The sequence below is a fragment of the Amycolatopsis sp. genome (genome assembly GCF_036008905.1).
In the GTDB taxonomy this organism is placed as follows: Bacteria; Actinomycetota; Actinomycetes; order Mycobacteriales; family Pseudonocardiaceae; genus Amycolatopsis.
This window is the reverse complement of sequence record NZ_DASYMU010000190.1, coordinates 12,095-29,465: the sequence shown is the minus strand read 5'-3', so window position 1 is coordinate 29,465 and position 17,371 is coordinate 12,095. Positions and strand designations below refer to the sequence as shown.

The 17,371-nt window shown below is 69.4% G+C and carries 17 protein-coding genes; 7 read left to right on the top strand and 10 right to left on the bottom strand.

The window, feature by feature from the left end; translation table 11 throughout:
- Nucleotides 1-43: 43 nt before the first annotated feature.
- Together VGP60_RS31670 and VGP60_RS31665 are read right to left on the bottom strand one after the other, a co-directional pair.
- Nucleotides 44-880: a peptidoglycan-binding protein gene (locus tag VGP60_RS31670; RefSeq protein WP_327551822.1), complete on the bottom strand. Its 837-nt coding sequence runs from the start codon at nucleotides 878-880 to the stop codon at nucleotides 44-46.
- 41 nt (nucleotides 881-921) lie between these two features.
- Nucleotides 922-1,689, bottom strand: a complete 768-nt coding sequence (locus VGP60_RS31665; protein WP_327551821.1) for a hypothetical protein — start codon at nucleotides 1,687-1,689, stop codon at nucleotides 922-924.
- Between the two features lie 243 nt (nucleotides 1,690-1,932).
- Here VGP60_RS31665 and VGP60_RS31660 point away from each other — a divergent pair, with 243 nt between their 5' ends.
- Complete coding sequence (locus tag VGP60_RS31660; protein ID WP_327551820.1) at nucleotides 1,933-2,214, top strand: pyridoxamine 5'-phosphate oxidase family protein; 282 nt, start codon at nucleotides 1,933-1,935, stop codon at nucleotides 2,212-2,214.
- On the opposite strand, the gene VGP60_RS31655 is transcribed toward VGP60_RS31660, so the two are convergent.
- Nucleotides 2,207-2,572 (bottom strand): GntR family transcriptional regulator, encoded by a 366-nt coding sequence (locus VGP60_RS31655; RefSeq protein WP_327551823.1) that lies wholly within the window; start codon nucleotides 2,570-2,572, stop codon nucleotides 2,207-2,209. The genes VGP60_RS31660 and VGP60_RS31655 overlap by 8 nt on opposite strands.
- Before the next feature lie 295 nt (nucleotides 2,573-2,867).
- Between VGP60_RS31655 and VGP60_RS31650 the strand changes: the two genes are divergently transcribed.
- On the top strand, nucleotides 2,868-4,019 hold the full coding sequence (locus tag VGP60_RS31650) for a DUF2235 domain-containing protein (RefSeq protein WP_327551819.1): 1,152 nt from the start codon (nucleotides 2,868-2,870) through the stop codon (nucleotides 4,017-4,019).
- Nucleotides 4,020-4,022: 3 nt separating this feature from the next.
- Here the strand turns inward: VGP60_RS31650 and VGP60_RS31645 are convergent, their stop codons facing one another.
- A complete protein-coding gene (locus VGP60_RS31645) occupies nucleotides 4,023-4,202 on the bottom strand; it encodes a hypothetical protein (protein WP_327551818.1) in 180 nt (59 codons plus the stop codon).
- Between the two features lie 116 nt (nucleotides 4,203-4,318).
- Nucleotides 4,319-4,996, bottom strand: coding sequence for a hypothetical protein (locus VGP60_RS31640; protein ID WP_327551817.1), 678 nt, complete (start codon nucleotides 4,994-4,996; stop codon nucleotides 4,319-4,321).
- 184 nt (nucleotides 4,997-5,180) lie between these two features.
- Here VGP60_RS31640 and VGP60_RS31635 point away from each other — a divergent pair, with 184 nt between their 5' ends.
- Nucleotides 5,181-8,057 (top strand): AfsR/SARP family transcriptional regulator, encoded by a 2,877-nt coding sequence (locus tag VGP60_RS31635; RefSeq protein ID WP_327551816.1) that lies wholly within the window; start codon nucleotides 5,181-5,183, stop codon nucleotides 8,055-8,057.
- A gap of 82 nt (nucleotides 8,058-8,139) precedes the next feature.
- Nucleotides 8,140-8,646, top strand: a complete 507-nt coding sequence (locus tag VGP60_RS31630) for an ATP-binding protein (protein WP_327551815.1) — start codon at nucleotides 8,140-8,142, stop codon at nucleotides 8,644-8,646.
- Here the strand turns inward: VGP60_RS31630 and VGP60_RS31625 are convergent.
- Entirely contained in the window at nucleotides 8,624-9,970 is a 1,347-nt protein-coding gene (locus VGP60_RS31625; protein ID WP_327551814.1) for an FAD-binding oxidoreductase, read from the bottom strand. The two genes, VGP60_RS31630 and VGP60_RS31625, sit on opposite strands and share 23 nt — an antisense overlap.
- A 47-nt stretch (nucleotides 9,971-10,017) precedes the next feature.
- On the opposite strand from VGP60_RS31625, the gene VGP60_RS31620 reads away from it, so the two are divergent.
- Nucleotides 10,018-11,430 (top strand): PLP-dependent aminotransferase family protein, encoded by a 1,413-nt coding sequence (locus VGP60_RS31620; RefSeq protein ID WP_327551813.1) that lies wholly within the window; start codon nucleotides 10,018-10,020, stop codon nucleotides 11,428-11,430.
- Between the two features lie 10 nt (nucleotides 11,431-11,440).
- Here VGP60_RS31620 and VGP60_RS31615 read toward each other — a convergent pair whose 3' ends face one another.
- Nucleotides 11,441-12,031 carry a helix-turn-helix domain-containing protein gene (locus VGP60_RS31615; RefSeq protein WP_327551812.1) on the bottom strand — a complete coding sequence of 197 codons (591 nt, stop codon included), beginning with the start codon at nucleotides 12,029-12,031 and terminating at the stop codon, nucleotides 11,441-11,443.
- 121 nt (nucleotides 12,032-12,152) lie between these two features.
- Between VGP60_RS31615 and VGP60_RS31610 the strand changes: the two genes are divergently transcribed.
- On the top strand, nucleotides 12,153-13,718 hold the full coding sequence (locus tag VGP60_RS31610) for an MDR family MFS transporter (RefSeq protein ID WP_327551811.1): 1,566 nt from the start codon (nucleotides 12,153-12,155) through the stop codon (nucleotides 13,716-13,718).
- A gap of 88 nt (nucleotides 13,719-13,806) precedes the next feature.
- Here the strand turns inward: VGP60_RS31610 and VGP60_RS31605 are convergent, their stop codons facing one another.
- Nucleotides 13,807-14,388, bottom strand: a complete 582-nt coding sequence (locus VGP60_RS31605; protein ID WP_327551810.1) for a TetR/AcrR family transcriptional regulator — start codon at nucleotides 14,386-14,388, stop codon at nucleotides 13,807-13,809.
- Nucleotides 14,389-14,497: 109 nt separating this feature from the next.
- Here VGP60_RS31605 and VGP60_RS31600 point away from each other — a divergent pair, with 109 nt between their 5' ends.
- Nucleotides 14,498-15,439 (top strand): SDR family NAD(P)-dependent oxidoreductase, encoded by a 942-nt coding sequence (locus tag VGP60_RS31600; protein ID WP_327551809.1) that lies wholly within the window; start codon nucleotides 14,498-14,500, stop codon nucleotides 15,437-15,439.
- A 5-nt stretch (nucleotides 15,440-15,444) separates the two neighbouring features.
- On the opposite strand, the gene VGP60_RS31595 is transcribed toward VGP60_RS31600, so the two are convergent.
- Both VGP60_RS31595 and VGP60_RS31590 read right to left on the bottom strand, forming a co-directional pair.
- Entirely contained in the window at nucleotides 15,445-16,326 is an 882-nt protein-coding gene (locus VGP60_RS31595; protein WP_327551808.1) for an oxidoreductase, read from the bottom strand.
- A gap of 37 nt (nucleotides 16,327-16,363) precedes the next feature.
- Entirely contained in the window at nucleotides 16,364-17,296 is a 933-nt protein-coding gene (locus tag VGP60_RS31590; protein ID WP_327551807.1) for an SDR family oxidoreductase, read from the bottom strand.
- Nucleotides 17,297-17,371: the final 75 nt, after the last annotated feature.

Genomic DNA, 17,371 nt, shown 5'->3' with positions numbered 1-17,371 from the left:
AACAGTGTTAGAACACTGTTACGCACTCACGACTCCGTGGTGGTCAGGAGCGCTGGTACTCCTCCCAGGTGCGCTTCGGGCTGACCGCGGGTCCGTCGTCGGCGCCCCGGCCGGCGAGACCGTTCTGGCCCAGGTAGTAGTCGCCCGCCTGGTGCTGCGCACCGGACGACTGGTCCGGGTCGGACAGCGCGATCGCGTGGATGTGGTAGGCGAAGCCCTGCGCGGGGGTACGGATCCAGGCCGCGAAGCCGACGAGGCGCAGGTTGCGGGTGACGGTGGTGCGGGTAGCCGCGGACATGCCCGACACGGAGATGTCCAGCGCGCCACCGCCGTCGTGCGTGCCGGCCGAGGCGTCGACGCCGCCGGGGTTGTAGGAACCCTGGGTGATGCTGAGGCTGGAGCCGAGCAGACCTTCGGCCGCCACCAGCATCGCCTTGGTGCGGGCGTTCATCAGGCCACCGCGGTAGTTCACCTTGGCGCCTGCCGAGACGACGTTGCCGACGGTGTAGCGCGAAGTTCCCAGCTGCTGCAACGAACTCGGACCCGGCAGGCCCGACGCGTCGATGCCGGTGTAGCCGAGCGAACGCTGGTACGTGGCGTACGCGGTGATGGTCGTGGTGCCGAAGTGACCGTCGACGTACTGGGTGGCGAGCAGGCTCTTGGCGGCCAAAGCCTGCTCCACCAGCAGCACGCTGTCCTTGGCGCCCGGCGTCAGCGCGCTGTCGGGCCGGCGCGGGTCGATCTGCGCGGCCTTCAGGACCGCCTCCATGTTGGCTACCGGCAGGGCCGCGAGCGTGGCGTTCTGGGTGGCGTTCGCCGGAGCGGCGACGCCGAGTGAGAACAGCGCCAGCGCGGTGAGCGCGGTGACTTTCTTGAGCACTTTCTTCTCCTGGGAGTTGAAGTTAAGGGCAGGGGGACGGCTTAGTGGTTCACCTTGAACCAGGGCTGGGTCCAGCCGAGGTAGGTGTAGCCCCACGATGACTTGATCTCGGAGATCGTGGTCTCGGTGTAGGAACCGCGGCCGTGGATGTCGTTCGAGATGAACTTGCCGCCGCCGATGGAGATCATCGTGTGCCCGTAGCTGCCGCCGCTGAAGAAGGCGAGCCCGCCTGCCGGTACCGAGGTGTTGCCCGCGTGCTTGTACGAGGACGGGACCTGGGTCCAGTGCACGTACGCCGAAGCCGAGCCGCTCGCGGTGAAGCCGTAGGCCCACGAGTTCAGACGGTCGCACCAGCCGGCGTAGTCCGCGTTGTTGTTGGTGTGGACGTGCGCCTTCGCCCAGGCCACCGCCTGTGCGCAGGTGTTCGGGTTGTTGGTGCCCGCGGTCGAGCACGCGACCGTGCTGCCCGCGCAGTCCGGTGCCACCCGGCCGTCGGACCCGGTGTAGACGTAGGTGTCGCTGACGTAGCCGCCCGCGGACGGGACGTGGTCCCAGACGTCGCTGGTGCCGTACTTGCCGGTCACCGTCGTGCCGGTGGCCTGGCAGTCGATGGTGACGGCCGTGCCGCTGGCGATGGTGCCGACCGCGCTCGCCGAGGTGCTCGGGCTGGAGCGGACCGTCACGGCGATACCGGAATCGGTGTTCACCGTGCCCGTCGCCGCCAGCGCCGGGGTGGCCCCCGCCAGCACGATCGCCGCCGCCGCGGCGAGCGTCCCCAGTGTTCTCGTGATTTTCGACCGTAGCAACATCGCAGTCCTCCACTGATCATCAGGCTTGACACCACAATGACCAGAGCCGATACAAGGGACATACAAATTCGCCACGACCAGCAGTCTCGCTATCTGTCGACAGATGGCGGTGGTTGCACACGCGGGGTATTACGTGGTGTCGCCGATGCGGGAGGGTGCGGCGCAGGAGATGGGCATCGACGTCCCGGGCAGCTGTCCATTGTGGCGAGCACGTCGCGGGCGCCGTCGGCGTAACTTGTCGGCATGGGGATTCTGGACGGCATGCGCACGATCACCACCGAGGACCAGCTCCGCGAGGTGGTGAAAGAACCACCCGAGGCGAACTGGAAGAAGGACATCGCCCGGATCGACGAGCACGCCCGCACAGTGATCGCGCGGTCGCCGTTCCTGCTGCTCGCCACCTCGTCACCGGAGGGAACCTGCGACGTCTCCCCACGCGGCGACCCGGCCGGGTCCGTGCTGGTGCTCGACGACCACACCCTCGCCGTCGCCGACCGCCCGGCCACCTCGCTGGTCCTCACTTGACCTGCTCCGTTTCGTTGTCCTTCTCGGAGAGAACCGCGCCGACCAGCGCGTAGATGTCCTCGTCTTCCAGCCCGGCCGACCGCGCTTGGTGTACGAACCGGGTGCACTGCACCAGCAAGCGCGCCATCGCCTCCGGGGCGACCGTGCCCAGCGACGCCTTCACGAACGTGCCCGCTCCCACCCGCCCCTCGACCAGCCCTTCGGATTCCAGCTGGCGGTAGGCCTTGAGCACGGTGTTGGGGTTCACCCGGCTCGTGGCCACCACCTCCCGCACCGTCGGCAACCGGTCTCCCGGCCGCAACCACCCCAGCCGCAACGCCTCTCGCACCTGACGAGCGAGCTGGGCATAGACCGGCATCCCGCTGTCCCGGTCCACTTCGAACTCCACGTGAATCACCACCTCCCCTCGATTGTGTCACTACTGTATGACATTGAGAATTCAGGTGTACCTAGCCCTGCCTCTTAGGCTCTCGTTTTTATTCGTGATAGCCAGGTTCTGTTGACTCAGCTTCGTAACACAATCGCAGGGGCGTGGGCGGCGGGGCCGGGTGATCGTGGATCTTCCCCACCGCGCAGCGGACCGGTAACTTTCCTCGTTCGGGTTACGACTCACGGACTACGGTGGCGAGAGGCGCTCGTCGAGGGGGAGGGACATGCCGAAGCGGCTGGTGATCTGTTGTGACGGGACGTGGAACACGCCGGACCAGGTGCGCGGCGGTGCCCCCGCGCCGACGAACGTGGCCAAGGTGGCGCTGGCGGTCGCGCCGGAGGACGTGGTCGGCCAGGAGCAGCGCACGTTCTACCACCGCGGCGTCGGGACGGGGCGCTGGGATCGCGTGCGCGGCGGCATGGTGGGGGCCGGGCTGTCGGACAACGTCCGCGAGGCCTACCGGTTCCTGGTGCGCAATTACGAGCCTGGTGACGAGCTGTACTTCTTCGGGTTCAGCCGCGGCGCGTACACCGCGCGCAGCACTGTCGGTCTCGTGCGGAACTGCGGGATCCTGCGGCCGGAGAACATCGACCGGGTCGACGAAGCGTACGACCTCTATCGCAGCCGCCGTCCCGACGCGCATCCGCGCAGTATCGAGTCGAAGCTTTTCCGCCGCTCGCATTCCTTCGAGGCGCGCGTCCGCTTCATCGGGGTCTGGGACACCGTGGGGGCGCTCGGAATTCCGCTGAACGGGTTACGGCTGGTCAACTTCGTCAACCGCCGCTGGCAGTTCCACGACACGGATCTGAGCGCGAGTGTCGAGGCGGCATACCAGGCGCTGGCCATCGACGAGAAGCGCGGGCCGTTCCGCCCGGCGATCTGGACGCAGCCGAAAGCCGAGTACGGCCAGAAAGTCGAGCAAGTGTGGTTCGCCGGGGTCCACTGTGACATCGGGGGCGGTTACGCGGAAACCGCGCTGTCGGAGATCCCGCTGCTGTGGATGGTGGATCGGGCGCGCGCACAGGGTTTGGCGTTCGATCCGGGCTCGTTCATCTCTGTCAGCTCCGGCAACGAATCCTCGCGGCGCATCGGGGAGCACGTCTCGCCGGACGCGCTCGGGCAGCTGCACGAGTCACGGAAACGGTTCTACCGCCTGCTTCCCAAGTTCGTGCGCGATATCGGCACCGCCGAGGGCGGGCACGAGCAGGTCGCGTCGAGCGCGTTCGAGCGGCACCAGCTGATGGAGGGGTACGCGCCGGGCAACCTCGTCGGCTACCTCGGGGGCAAGAGCCCGCAGATCATGCCGGTCGACTCCCGCAGGCGGCGGACGGGCCGGCCGGGCACGAACGCACTCGACGGCGAAGCCGTCACCTGAGGATCACCGCCGACGGCGGCTCCAGGCCTTGCGGTTGGTGGCCACGCCGGACATGTGCAGCGCGATACAGAGCAGGCCGGCGGTGGTGAGGGTGGACGCCGTGATGACGGTGCCGGCACCGATGGCGGCCAGCTGGAACAGCAAGGCGATCGCGAACAGGACGGCGGCGGCAATGGCGAGCATGTCGGCCTCGCTTCCGGGGGAGAGGGGCCTCGCATTTTATTCGCCCGCACACTCCGCGAATACCGCTGAGTGATCGCTTGTGCTCAGCCGGAAAGTGTTCTAAGACGTCTATTGCGTCAGCAGGTGACGGAGACCTTGCCACCCGACTTGAACGACACGTGGACGTGGTCGAAGTGGTTGGCGGTGACGCTGCCGCGGTCTTCCATCGCCGACCAGCCGCTGCCGTCGTTGTAGCGCTGGCGCCAGATCACGTAGGTGACGGCGAACTTGTCCTGGTTGGCCAGGACGTAGTCGGCGACGGCATTGCCGGTCTTGGTGTCGGTCATGAAATCGAGGGCCAGCCCCGAAGGATGGTCGCTGTCACCGGAACGGCCCGCCGCGCCACCGATGTCGTCGATGCCGAACTTCCCCTTCACGTGGTTGCCGACTTGGGCCACATGCGACTTCGCGCCGTCCAATGTGGTCGGACAGGCGGCGGCCTCGGGGGTTTTCGACGAGGTCTTGGTTTCCGGCGGCGGAGTGCTGCTCGTGGACGGCTGCGTGGACGACGGCGCCGGCTCGGGAGTCGGGCTGGGTTCCGACGTCGGCGACGGGGGCGGCGTGGTGCTCGACGAGGGGACCGGTGCCGGTGCGGCCAGCGCCATCGCGGCGTTGCCGGTTTCCACCGACTGCCAGGGCGCGCCACCGGTGAGCCAGACCGTCAGCACGAGGACCACGACGGCCGATCCGGCGACACCCGCGGGCATCGTCCACGACTTGACCGTCTTGACCTTGCTGCGATGTCTGCCGGACATTTCCGTCGATCACTCACCAATTCCGTGTCTCGTTGCGAAGCTTGCGCCACATTACGAAATGGAAACGAAAATGTCACGGATGAGTGTCGAGAGCCACAAGGGGGTCACGGAGAGTGTTCGTCGGAGTGCGTCCGCGCCGGTTATGCTTTTGCCGTCGGAGCTGGGGGACGTTCGGGGGACAAGCGTGGATTTCGGCGTACTCGGGCCACTCGAGGTGCGGAACGACGACACGGTCGTGAAGCTGGCCAACGGTCGCGAACGGCTCGTGCTGGCCGTGTTGCTCCTCAACACCGGCAGGCCCGTTTCGCCGGAGAACCTCATCGACGCGCTGTGGGACGAGCCGCCGCCGACGGCCAAGGCCCAGCTGCACAACCTGGTCAGCCAGTTGCGCCGCCGGCTGCGGCCGGACGTGATCGTCTCCGGGCCGGCCGGGTACGAGGTCCGCCTGGCCGCGCACACCCTGGACCTGCAGGAATTCCGTGCTCTCGCCGCACGAGGACTGCGCGCGATCGACGACGGTGACCACCCGCGCGCGGTCGCCGCGCTGGACGAAGCTCTCGCACTGTGGCGTGGTCCCGCGCTCGCCGACCTGCCGGACAAACTCGCCGCGGGGTTGCGGGAAGCGCTGCACGACGAACGGGTCGAGGCCGTCGAAGCCCGGCTCGGCTCACGGCTCGCGCTGGGGGCCGCCGACGAGGTCCTGCGCGAACTTCCCGCTCTCATCGCCGTGCACCCGTACCGCGAAAGCCTCTACGCCAAGCAAATGCTCGCGCTCTCCGCCGTGGGCAGGCGCGCCGACGCGCTCGCCTGCTACCAGCGCGTTTACCGCCGCTTCGCCGACGAACTCGGCGTGAAGCCCGGCCAGGCACTGCGCGACCTCGAACAACGCATCCTCCGCGACGAGATCCCGGCGCAGGCTTCGGTCCCGCGCCAGCTCCCGCCGTCCCCTGATCCGCTTACCGGCCGTGACGATCTCCTCGGCGAAATTCTCCGTTCGGCGAACCCGATCGCGCTGCTCACCGGGCAGGGCGGCGTCGGCAAAACCGCGCTCGCGCTCGCCGCCGCGCATCACCTGAGCCCGTCGTTCCCCGGTGGTCAGCTCTACGCCGACCTCGCGGCGGGCCGGGAGCCTCCCGCCGACCCGCACGCCGTCGCGGGCCGGTTCCTGCGCGCGCTGGGCGTGGACGGCGACCGCGTGCCCGAAGACCCCGACGAGCGGATCGCCCTGTACCGCAGCCTGCTCGCCGAGCGCCGGGTGCTCGTGGTCCTCGACAACGCCGACTCCGAGGCGCAGGTGCGCCCGCTCCTGCCGGGCACGGCCGAGTGCCGCACTTTGATCACCACGCGTCACCGTCTCGGCGCACTGGTCGGCTCCGCCCGCTGGACCGTGCCGACGCTCACCGCGGTCGACTCGCTCGAACTCCTCGGCCGCGTGGCCGGAACCGGCCGGGTCGCCGCGGAAGCCGAGGCCGCCACGGCGATCGCCGGGCTGTGCGCGCATCTTCCGCTGGCGCTCGTGGTCGCCGCCGGGCGGCTCGCCGCGTATCCACAGTGGACACTGGCGGAGCTGCGGGACCGGTTGTCCGAAGAACGCGGCAGGCTCGACGAACTGCGCGTCGGCGACCTGGATGTCCGTGCCAGCCTCGAAGTGAGCTACCGGACCGTCGCGGCCGGACCGCGTGCGCTGCTTCGCCTGCTCGGGCTGGTCCAGGCGCAGGATTGGCCGGCGTGGGTCGCCGGCACCCTCTTCGGCGGGCCGGCGGCGCGCCTGCTCGCCGACCTGACCGACGCGCATCTGGTACAGCCGCTGGGACGGGATTCCCTGGGACAGGAGCGGTTCCGGCTGCACGATCTCATCGCCGGTTTCGCCCGTGAGCGCGCGGACACCGAAGACGACGCGGACGTCCGCGCGGCGGCGGTGGCCCGGTTACTCGAAGGCTGGCTCGCCCTGGCGGTCGACGCGGACGGGCGGATCTCCCACTCGCTGATACGTGAGTCCTCAGTGGACAGTCCGGCGCCGCCGCCGGAACCGGCGGAGATCGTGCGCGAGAACCCGGCCGAATGGTTCGAGGCCGAACGGCGTGGCCTCGCGGCGGCGGTCTACCAGGCCTGTCACGCGGGTGACGCGAAGACCGCGGGCAGGCTCGCCCTGCGCCTGTCGGGGTTTCTCTGGCTGCGTTCCTACGACGAGGACTGGGCCGACGCGTTGCGGCACGCGGTGTCGGCCGTGCGCGCGGCGGGCCACGGCGAGCTGCTCATCCGGCTCGTCGACGCGCAGTTCGAAGTCGCCATGCAGCGCCACCACTACGCCGAGCTGCCCGGTCTCGCCGACGAACAGCAGGAGATCGCCGCCCGCCTCGGCGATCGGCCGCTCCGGGTACGGGCCCTGCGCAACATCGGCCGCGCGGCGCTGCGCCTCGACGAGATCGAGATGGGCATCGACGTCCTCACCTGGGCGGTGGCCGCGGCCCGTCACCCGGAGCTGCCGCCGGGCGCGCTCGGTGACTGTGTGGCGTCGCTCGGCTGGGCCCTGCGCGAGGCGGGCGACCTCACGCGCTCGGCGGCTCTCATGGCCGAAGCGGGGGACCTGGACCGCGCGACGGGCCAGACCTTGCGCTACGCCTTGCGCCGCTACCATCTCGCCCTCGCGCTCACCGGGCTCGGCCGGACGGCGGAAGCCCGCGTCGCGCTCACGGAATCCATGGAGATCACCCGGGACGCCGGGGACGACCTGGGCTGCGCCTACGTCGACCAGGCGCTCGCCGACGTCGACATCCTCGACGGTCACTTCGCCGACGCCCGCCGGCGCATCGACCGCGCGCTCGACACCCACCGCATCCTCGGCGACGCCGACGGCGAAGCCACCGCCCTGCGCTCCCGGGGCAGCCTGGCCGCCGCGGAGGGCCGGTTCACCGACGCTGTCACGGCTTTCCGGGGCTCGCTGGCCATCTGGCGGCGGATCGGGCCGAAGACGGAGATAGACCTGACCGAAGCGCTGTTGGAGAAGACCCTGCTCCCGGTCGGAAACGAACGAAATTCGGCTCTTCGTCACCCTGGATGACCCGCCGCTCACGGAGGTTGGCAAGATACGGCCCCTGACCGACGGCGGGGGAACCCGCCGGACGTGGGACGGAAGGAACTGGGTGAACCCGCAGACTTCACAAGTTGACGACCTCCACCTCGTCGCGTTGCCGAGTGCGGTGAACTGCGCCGGTCTGTTCGTCCGGTTCACCCTGTCCGAGTGGTCCCTGCCCACGATGCTCGACGACCTGCTGCGGACCGTGTCGCACCGGGTCTCCGCGGTCGTCGAGGTCTCCGACCCGAAGGCCCCGGCGTTCCTCACCATCCGGTTGCGGCTGTGGGGCGACTACCTCGTCGCCGAAGTCGAGGACGACGTGCGCGGCGAGGTGCCCAACGGGCGGTTGCCGATCGGCGTGAGCATGACCGTCTCGCCGATGCCGCGCCGCGGGAACCTGGCGCGCTCCGAGCTGCAGCTTCCCGCGGGGATGACCGCGCAGGGTGTCGCGCTGCCCCGCCGGGACCGCCGCCGGACCGTGGTCGCCGAGCAGCCCGAGGCCGAACGCGGTCTCGTCGAGCCCGAAATCCTGGAACGCGTCTTCTCCAGCCTCAGTCAATGGGGCCGGGACTGACACTCGGCCGGATGTTCTGGTTGAGGTGGAACACGTTGCCAGGGTCGTAGGCGTTCTTGAGTGCGGTGAGCCGGGCGAGTTTCGCCGGCGGGTAGGCGCGCCGGATGCCTTCCACGCCTTCGTCGCCGAGCATGTTGACATACACGCCGCTGGCGAACGGGTCGAGCGCCGCCGCGCAGCGCCGGGCACCGGCCATCCGGGCCTCGTCCTCACCCGGGTCGGTCCAGCGGGTGCCGGTGCTGAACTCGAACAGCGTCCCGCGATGGCTGAACGCGCTGTCCTCGTCGGGCACGTCGGCGATCGCGCCGCCGTGTGCTTGGAGCCCGACGTTCGGCAGGTTGTCCCCGCGGCCGTTTTCCGTGCCCCGCCGCAGGAACGCTTCGATCGCTTCGTCGGGGAATCGCCGCAGGTAGTGGCCCTTCGAGTACCGGCGGAACGCGTGGCCCCCGGTGACGTCGTCGCGCCGCTGCAGTTCGAGGTACGACGGCTCCGACACGCTTTCGGTCACCGGACGGCCGAGTGACCGCATCGCCGGGACCAGCTTCCGGCCTTCGCGCGGATCACCGACCCAGACGAACCCGGCGGTGACCAGGCCGTCGCCGCCGATCGACGCGGTGAACGTGGCCTGCCGGGGCGCTTCGGCGTTGAGGTCGCGCCAGCCGCGAAGCACAGGCAGGGCGTCGTCGAGCCGGTACTGGTATTCGGCCACCAGGGCTTGGGTACCGACCGGGTGCAGCCGGAACTCGAATTCGGTGACCACGCCGAAATTCCCGCCGCCCCCGCGCAAACCCCAGAACAGGTCGGGGTTCTCGGTCCGGCTCGCGCGGACGACCTCGCCCTCCGCGGTCACCATCTCGAACGAAACAACGTTGTCGCAGGCCAATCCGTGCTGCCGGGCGAGCCAGCCCATCCCGCCGCCGAGGGTCAGCCCGCCGACACCGGTGTGTGACACGTTCCCGGCGGTCGTCGCCAGCCCGTACCGCTGCGAGGCGTCGTCGAGCGCCCCGAGCAGCGCGCCGCCCTGGACCCACGCCCGCCGCTGGGCCGGGTCGACGCGGACGCCGCCCATCGGGCTGAGATCGATCATCAGGCCGTCCTCGGGGACGGCGAGGCCGAGGGCACCGTGGCCGCCGCAGCGCACGCCGATCTCGAGATCGAGTTCCCTGGCCGTGCGAACCGCCGTCACCACGTCGGCCACACTCGCGCAGCGGATGATCATCCGCGGCCTGCGGTCGGCCATCGCGTTCCAGACCGCCCGCACGTCGTCGTAGTCCTTGTCGCCCGGTACGAGCAGCTGCCCGTCGAGGCTGGTCGCTGTTGTCATGACAGGAATCGTGACAAGAATTGGTCCGCGTTATAAAGTCCGATCCAATGGCCGGAATCAGGACCAATTCGCATCTCGCGGGCGACCTGCTCGTCGAGCTCCGGCGTGACGCCGGGGTGCCGCTGCACCGCCAGATCAGCGCGTCGATCCGGGACGGCGTCCGCTCGGGGCGGCTGCCGTTGGGCACTTCGCTGCCGCCCACCCGGACGGTCGCGGCCGACCTCGGCGTCTCGCGGGGTGTGGTTGTCGAGGCGTACCAGCAGCTCGTCGCGGAGGGGTATCTGACGAGCCGGGCGGGCGGCTACACCCAGGTCGCGATCGGGCCGGAACCCGAGCCGGTCACGGAGCGGGCGGCCGCGCGGGCGCTACGGATCGACTTCGGGTACGGCCGGGCCGACGTGTCCAGCTTCCCGCGTGCGGCCTGGCTCAGGTCGGTCCGCCGGGTGCTCACCGAGGCGCCGAGCGAGCGGTTCGGCTACCTCAGCGGCCGCGGTGTCCCGGAGCTGCACGCGGCGCTCGCCGACTATCTCAACCGGGTGCGGGGAACCTCGGCACGGCCGGGGAACATCGTGATCTGCAACGGATACGCCCAAGGCATCGCGTTGCTCGTGCAGGTGCTGGCGAAGTCCGGGGCGAAGCGGATCGCCGTGGAGGACCCGTCCGCGGAGGACGACGTCCGCCCGCTCGCCGCAGCCGCCGGGCTCGACGTCGTCGGGGTGCCGGTCGACAGCAGCGGTATCCGGGTCGACGTCCTCGACCGCACCGAGGCCGACGCCGTGCTCCTGACGCCGTCACACCAGTGGCCGACCGGAAGCGTGCTGTCGGCCGAGTCCCGGGCGGGCGTGCTCGGCTGGGCGAGCCGGCGCGGCGCGCTGGTCATCGAGGACGACTACGACGCCGAGTACCGCTACGACCGCGCGCCGATCGGGGCCATGCAAGGACTCGCACCCGAACAGGTCGTCTACGCGGGCACGGCGAGCAAGACCCTCGCGCCCGGACTGCGGCTCGGCTGGCTGGTCCTGCCGCGGCACCTGGTCGACGAAGTCGCCGAGGCGAAGCTCGCGGCGGACCGGGGTTCCCCGGTGCTCGACCAGCTCACCTTCGCGGACTTCCTGTCCCACGGCGAATTCGACCGGCATCTCCGGCGGATGCGGCCGGTGTACCGGAAACGCCGCGACGCGCTCCTGAAAGCCTTGCGGGACAACGTTCCCGAGCTGGTACCCGCCGGTGTCTCCGCCGGGCTGCATCTGGTCACCTGGCTGCCGCCCGATCTCGACGAGTCCACTGTGGTGCGAGCCGCGGCCGAGCGGGGAGTCGGGCTGTACGGTGTCACGCCTTATCGCCTTTCCGACACCGGCCCCGGCGGCCTGATCTTCGGGTACGCCACCCTCAGCGAACGCACGATCGGTGCGGGGATCGCCATGCTGGCTTCGGTGATCGACGAGATCCGGCGCACGTAAGGAAAGCGGCTCAGATGGTCGTGGGTACCGCGGCCAGGAACCCGGGGGAGATCAGGTTGGCCGTCTCGGTCGCCGCGGCGAGGATTTCGCTGTCGGAGAGATCGAGGTCGTGGGAGCTCATCACGGCCAGGTTGACGCTCATCATCGCCATCCGGATCTTGAGGCGTTCGGCGGGCGGGGCGTCCGGTTCCGACAGCAGCGCCGAGATCCTCTGCACGTGGTCGAACGGGCCGCCCTTCTTGGGGGCGAGGTCGCGCAGGGCCGTTTGGTTGGCGATGGCGAACCGCGCGAAGGCGAGGCCGCCGTCGGTGGTCAGCGAGAACCAGGCGGCGGCGACCCGCGCCGACCTGTCGGGGGAGCGGGGCTGGCTTTCGGCCCACTCGATCAGGCCGTTGATCGTGGCCACGCGCTCTTCGAACAGGCTGTGGACGATCGCTTCCTTGCTGTCGAAGTGGTAGTAGAGCGCGGCTTTGGTGATGTCCAGCTGCTCGGCGATCTCCCGCATCGAGGTGGCTTCGTAGCCGTGACTGGTGAACAGGCTCAACGCCACGCGCTGGATCTCGGCGCGCCGGTCTCCGGCTGCCTTGCGGTGGTGTGTCATGCCCCGGGTCTCCTTCGGTTCCCTATTACTTCATCATACCGCTTGCTTACCTGTCGGTCAGTAAGTAGCCTGTTGACCGACAGGTAAGTTAGCTTAGCGTTTCCGCGAAGGATCCGAGACCATGACGACAGACACCTCCACGGCGGACACGCCACCCTCCCCAGCGGCCGCGGACGCGCCACCCGCTCAGTTCACGCATCGCCAGATCATCGTGACGATGAGCGGGCTCGTCATCGCGATGCTGCTGGCGATGCTCGACAACATGATCGTCGCGCCCGCGCTGCCCACGATCGTCGGCGACCTCGGTGGCCTGAACCATCTCGCCTGGGTGACCACCGGCTACATCCTCGCCTCGACGGCGTCCACCCCGATCTGGGGCAAGCTCGGCGACCTCTTCGGGCGGCGCATCGTCTTCGTCTCCTCGGTCGTGGTGTTCCTCGCCGGTTCGGCGCTGGCCGGGATGTCGCAGAACATGGGCGAACTGATCGCCTTCCGCGCGGTGCAGGGGCTCGGCGCCGGCGGCCTGATGGTCGGTGTGCTGTCGATCATCGGCGAGATGATCCCGCCCGCCGACCGCAGCAAGTACATGGGCCTGATGATGGCCGTGATGCCGGTCGCGATGATCGGCGGACCGCTGGCCGGTGGCTTCATCACCGACAACTTCTCATGGCGCTGGGCGTTCTACGTCAACCTGCCGCTGGGCGCGATCGCGCTGGTCGTCTGCTGGATCACCCTCGCGAAGCTGCCGCGCGGCACCGGCAAGGCGCGCATCGACTGGCTCGGCGCGGGGCTGCTGACCGTGTGGATCACCACGCTCGTCCTGATCACCAGCTGGGGCGGTACCGAGTACGACTGGGCGTCGCCGCAGATCCTGGGTCTGGCCGTGGTGACCGTCGTGACGTTCGTGGCTTTCGTGATCGTGCAGCGCCGCGTGGCGGAGCCGATCATGCCGCTGCGGGTGTTCTCCAACCTCAACTTCACCCTGTCCGGCGGGCTGGCGTTCATCTCCGGGTTCGCGATGTTCGGCGCGGTGACGTTCCTCCCGCAGTTCCAGCAGTTCGTCCAGGGATCCTCGGCCACCAACAGCGGGCTGCTGCTGATGCCGATGATGATCGCCGCCATGGTCGTCTCGCTCGCCAGCGGCGCGATCATCGGGAAAACGGGCCGCTACAAGGTTTTCCCGATCGCGGGTGGCATTCTGCTCACCATCGCGCTCGGCCTGTTCGCGACGCTGGGCACCGACACCTCCAAGACGACCACGGCGATCTACATGGTCATCCTCGGCGCCGGGATGGGCTGCCTGATGCAGACGTCCACGCTCATCGCCCAGAACAGCATCGAGCTGCGGGACATCGGCGCGGGCACCGGCGTCGCGACCTTCCTCCGCAACATGGGCAGCTCGCTCGGCGTCGCCCTGCTCGGCGCGATCTACACCAGTTCGCTGACGGACTCGTTGTCCGGCGTGGGTGGCGCGGGTGCCGTGGCGGGTAACCAGATGACGCCCGCGATGCTGCGGGAACTGCCCGAAGCGGCCCGGCACACCTTCCAGGTCGGCGTCACCGACGCGCTGGGCATGATGTTCGTGGTGGCCGCCGTGGTCGCCGCCGCCGGGATCGTCATCGCGCTGTTCGTCCGCCAGGTGCCCCTGCGCGGCAGCGTTCCCGCGGAAGCCCACCTGGTGGAGTAGTGCGCGGCTTGGGTGGGTGGCTCGTGAGTGGCTACGAGTGTTAGAACACTTGTCGCCACTCACGAGCCACCTCCTCAGCTGCACGGACTCACCCAGCTGGTTCACGGTATTTAAGCCCGTCCACCAGCAGGTCCAGCAGGCGGCGTGCCTGATCGCGCTGGGCGGGTTCACCGGCGATCAGGGCCACGCCGCCCAGGCCCATCAGCACATCGTCCGGCTCGACGTCCTGGCGGATGGCGTTTTCGGCGGCGCCCGCTTTCAGTAGCGCCGCCAGCGCGTCCGTGAGCAGGTCGCGGGTCCGCATCCGCAGCTCGCCGTCGGCGACCAGGACCGCGCGCAATGCTTCCGCCATCCCGCGTTTCGTCGCCAGGAAGTCGATGAACTGGTCCATCCAGACGCGCAGCGCTTCGACGGCCGGTGAGGCCTTCAGCAGGTCGGGCGCCGCCGCGCAGATCCGGGCGACCTCGTTGCGGTAGGTCGCCTCGACGAGCCGGTCCCGGGTGGGGAACCGCCGGTAGAGCGTGCCGATCCCGACCCCCGCGTCCTGGGCGATCGCCTTGAGTGACGCCTCCGCGCCGTCCTTCGCGAACGCCAGCGCGGCGGCGTCGAGCAGCCTGTCGTGGTTGATCTGGGCGTCGGCGCGCAGCGGCCGGGCGTCTTCAGGTGACACAGATCCCTCCTGGACGACTTGCTATCCGGAGTCGCGTCCGCTTATTCTCGAACTTAGCGGACGCGGCTCCGCTTACGAGTGTAAACCAGTCAGGAAAGGGACGCCCGTCATGAGCAACCGCATCACCACCCAGTTCGGCGCCCAGTCGACCGCCGGAGAAGTCATCAAGGGCATCGACCTCACCGGCCGCCGGGCGATCGTGACCGGCGGTGCCTCTGGGATCGGCCTCGAAACCGCCCGCGCCCTCGCCGGGGCGAACGCCGAAGTCACCCTCGCTGTTCGCGACATCGAAGCAGGTCAACGGGTTGCCGACGACCTCATCGCCGACACCGGGAACAAGCGGATCCTCCTCGCCCCGCTCGACCTCGCCGACCAGGCGTCCGTCGCGGAGTTCGTGGCCGCCTGGGACGGGCCGCTGCACATCCTGCTCAACAACGCCGGCATCATGGCCACCCCGGAACTGCGGACCCCGCAGGGCTGGGAACTGCAGTTCGCCACCAACCACCTCGGCCACTTCGCGCTCGCCACCGGCCTGCACGACGCGCTCGCCGCGGCTGGGGGAGCGCGCGTGGTCTCGGTCAGCTCGGTCGGGCACATCAACAGTGACGTCGACTTCGACGACCTCCACTTCGAGCGCCGCCCGTACGACCCCTGGGCCGCCTACGGTCAATCCAAGACCGCCAACGTGCTGTTCGCCGTCGAGGCCAACCGGCGCTGGGCCGCCGAAGGGATCACGGTCAACGCGCTGAACCCGGGCCGGATCCCGGGCACCAACCTGGTCCGGCACATCGGCGACGTCCAGAACGCGCCCGCGTCGTTCGAGCCCAACAGCACCGGGGTGTCGTGGAAGACGCCCGAACAGGGTGCGGCCACTTCGGTCCTGCTCGCCGCGTCGGCGCTGCTCGACGGCGTCGGCGGCCGGTACTTCGAGGACTGCGAGGAGGCCGGGCCGAACCAGCCCGGGGTCCGCCGTGGTTTCGCCGCATACGCGCTCGACCCCGAGGCGGCGGCCCGGTTGTGGCAGGTCTCGATCGAAACCCTTGCCGGATAAGGGTTTCAGACCTGGATTCCGCCGACGCCCAGTGGGTCGAGCTCGGCCGCGGTCGCGTCGTCGTGGTCGGTCGAGCGGCTGAACTCCTCGAACGCGGCGTCGTTGTCCGCCAGTGCCTTCGCACTTGCCTTGGCCATGGTCAGCGCGTCGGACCCGAGCAGGAGCCGCGTCGGCGGATTGTCCATCTCCACCAGTCGCAGGACCGCCCGCGCGACCTTCACCGGATCTCCGGCGGCACGCGTGTAACCGTTCTCGAAAAGCCCCGCCAGGACGCCGACCGTCGGCGCGTACGCCTCGGAAGCGGCCGGGATGTTCATGGAGCTGCCCGCCCAGTCCGTGCGCATCCCGCCGGGTTCGATCGCGGTCACCTTGATCCCGAGTGGCGCGACCTCCCTGGCGAGGACCTCGCTGAAACCGCTCACCGCCCATTTGGCCATTTGATACGGCGCCAGGCCCGCGACGGTGGCGCGGCTGCCGAGCGAGGACACGGTGATGATCCGGCCCTGCTTTTGCTTGCGGAGCACGGGAAGCGCGGCCTTGGTCACGTTGACCACTCCGAAGAGATTGGTCTCGATCTGGGCGCGGAAGTCCTCTTCGGAAGTGTCCTCCACGGACGCGAGGTTCGCGTAACCCGCGTTGTTCACGACGACGTCGATCCGCCCGAACGCCCGGACGGTCTCGTCGACGGCTTTCCTTGTCGCGTCGGCGTTCGTGACGTCGAGCGTGATCGGGAGGACGCTGTTTCCGTACACCGCAACGAGTTCGTCGAGACGCCGTTCGTCACGGGCGGTCGCGGCGACGCGGTCACCCGCGCGCAGGGCGGCTTCGGCGATGTCCCGGCCGAGGCCGCGGGCGCTTCCGGTGATGAACCAAACCTTGGTGCTCATGGGTTTTCGCTCCTTTTCGAAGGTGTCTTTCGCGTATTTAACGGGCTGAGACGGGCAATGCGACGCCGGTGAGGCGTCCGGCGTCGGTCCAAAGCCGGGCGGCAGTCGCGGTGTCGAGGGCCCGGCGCGGCGGGCGGACGGCCGTGGTCGGGCCGACGAGGCCGAAGCGCCCGCCGGGGCCGTAGTAGCCACCGGCGACCGCGTCGGGACTGGTCGCGGCGTGGAGCAGCGGTTCGGTGCCCCGCCCGACTTCTTGTGAGGGAAGGAAATCGAGCGCGCTCACGAGGGCGTGTAGCGGCGACGGCTTGTCGCGGCCGAGGGTCGCGCCGGCGGTCTGGAGGTTCGTCCGGGTGTAGCCCGGGTGAGCGGCCGTACTCACGAGGTTCCAGCCGCGCTCGGCCGCGACGACGGCGAGGTGCCGGGTCATCAGGAGATCGGCGAGCTTGGACTGGGCGTAGGAGAGATTGGGGCTGTAGCGGCGGTTTTCCCACTGCAGGTCGTCGAAGCGGATGCGGCCGTAGTTGGCCGTGCCGCTGCTCATGGTGGCGACGCGCGGGGCGTCGGCGGCGAGCAGTAGTGGCAGGAGTCGGACGGTCAGCGCGAACGGGCCGAGGAAGTTGCTGCCCAGCTGGAGTTCGAAGCCGTCGGCCGTGGTCATGCGGCGCGGCGGGGCCATCACACCGGCGTTGTTGACGAGCAGGTCGAGCGGGGCGCCGTCGGCGAGGAGGCGATCGGCGAACGCGGTGACCGACGCGAGGTCGGCGAGGTCGATCCGGCGTACTTCGACCTGGGCGCCCGGGTGCCGGTCGAGGATCTCCGCGCGGGCCGCCTCACCTTTGGCGACGGTGCGGACGGCCAGCACGACGTGCGCGCCGGCTTCGGCGAGTCGCCGGGCGGCCTCCTTGCCGGTGCCGCTGTTGGCGCCGGTGATCACGGCGAGTTTCCCGTCCTGAGCTGGGACGACGTACATGGGAGCTCCTTCAGCGAGGTGTTAAAGACTTTCGGTCTGTTATGACTCGAAGCTAGCAGACCGTCGGTCTGTTCG

What these genes read in the sequence shown, in the direction of transcription:
- VGP60_RS31665 (WP_327551821.1), bottom strand. Translation starts at nt 1,689, where the DNA reads ATGTTGCTACGGTCGAAAATCACGAGAACACTGGGGACGCTCGCCGCG.
- VGP60_RS31660 (WP_327551820.1), top strand. Translation starts at nt 1,933, where the DNA reads ATGGGGATTCTGGACGGCATGCGCACGATCACCACCGAGGACCAGCTC.
- VGP60_RS31655 (WP_327551823.1), bottom strand. Translation starts at nt 2,572, where the DNA reads ATGCCGGTCTATGCCCAGCTCGCTCGTCAGGTGCGAGAGGCGTTGCGG.
- VGP60_RS31650 (WP_327551819.1), top strand. Translation starts at nt 2,868, where the DNA reads ATGCCGAAGCGGCTGGTGATCTGTTGTGACGGGACGTGGAACACGCCG.
- VGP60_RS31645 (WP_327551818.1), bottom strand. Translation starts at nt 4,202, where the DNA reads ATGCTCGCCATTGCCGCCGCCGTCCTGTTCGCGATCGCCTTGCTGTTC.
- VGP60_RS31640 (WP_327551817.1), bottom strand. Translation starts at nt 4,996, where the DNA reads ATGTCCGGCAGACATCGCAGCAAGGTCAAGACGGTCAAGTCGTGGACG.
- VGP60_RS31625 (WP_327551814.1), bottom strand. Translation starts at nt 9,970, where the DNA reads ATGACAACAGCGACCAGCCTCGACGGGCAGCTGCTCGTACCGGGCGAC.
- VGP60_RS31620 (WP_327551813.1), top strand. Translation starts at nt 10,018, where the DNA reads ATGGCCGGAATCAGGACCAATTCGCATCTCGCGGGCGACCTGCTCGTC.
- VGP60_RS31615 (WP_327551812.1), bottom strand. Translation starts at nt 12,031, where the DNA reads ATGACACACCACCGCAAGGCAGCCGGAGACCGGCGCGCCGAGATCCAG.
- VGP60_RS31610 (WP_327551811.1), top strand. Translation starts at nt 12,153, where the DNA reads ATGACGACAGACACCTCCACGGCGGACACGCCACCCTCCCCAGCGGCC.
- VGP60_RS31600 (WP_327551809.1), top strand. Translation starts at nt 14,498, where the DNA reads ATGAGCAACCGCATCACCACCCAGTTCGGCGCCCAGTCGACCGCCGGA.
- VGP60_RS31595 (WP_327551808.1), bottom strand. Translation starts at nt 16,326, where the DNA reads ATGAGCACCAAGGTTTGGTTCATCACCGGAAGCGCCCGCGGCCTCGGC.
- VGP60_RS31590 (WP_327551807.1), bottom strand. Translation starts at nt 17,296, where the DNA reads ATGTACGTCGTCCCAGCTCAGGACGGGAAACTCGCCGTGATCACCGGC.